Below are 561 nucleotides of genomic sequence, written 5' to 3'. Positions count from 1 at the left end.
CTTCCGGACAGTGGCTGCGGCCGTTCAGGCAGGGGATGAAGATCATGCCGATGGGGCCGGTGGGCGCCATGTAGACCGCGTCGTGGCCCGCGCCGCTGGGCAGGCGCATGGAGGCGTAGCCGAGCTGATCGGCGGCGGCCTGCACCGCGTCCATCACCAGCGGCGTGCAGTCGGTGGGCCGCGCGCGGCTCAGCTGCGTGAAGCTTGCGGACAGGCGCAACGCGGTCAGGTCGGTGGCCACGCCGGCCATCAGCGTTTCCGGGAAGGCGTCCAGCACGGCATCGCTGTCGCTGCGCATTTCCAGCGTCAGCTCGACGCGGCCCGGCACCGCGTTGGCGGCGTTCGGCGTCATGGACAACCGGCCCACGGTGGCGACCACGTAGTGCGGATTGCCGCTGGCGGCGCTGGCCTGGCGGTGGGCGGCATCGATGATACGGGCCGCGCCCACCAGGGCGTCGCGGCGGATGTCCATGGGCGTGGTGCCGGCATGATCCGGCTGGCCTTCCACCGTGATCAGCACGCGGCGGATGCCGACGATGTTGGTGACCACGCCGATAGGCA

General features: G+C 71.3%; 1 protein-coding gene. It reads right to left on the bottom strand.

Annotation, left to right across the window (positions count from 1 at the left end; translation table 11 throughout):
- A partial coding sequence (locus tag IB268_RS30880) for a M20/M25/M40 family metallo-hydrolase (protein WP_192355303.1) occupies positions 1–561 on the bottom strand: 561 nt, incomplete at both ends.

The organism is Achromobacter sp. ACM01, assembly GCF_014851745.1.
Taxonomy (GTDB): Bacteria; Pseudomonadota; Gammaproteobacteria; order Burkholderiales; family Burkholderiaceae_B; genus Achromobacter; species Achromobacter aegrifaciens.
The sequence above is the reverse complement of the archived record's forward strand: the minus strand, read 5'-3'. Positions and strand labels throughout refer to the sequence as shown.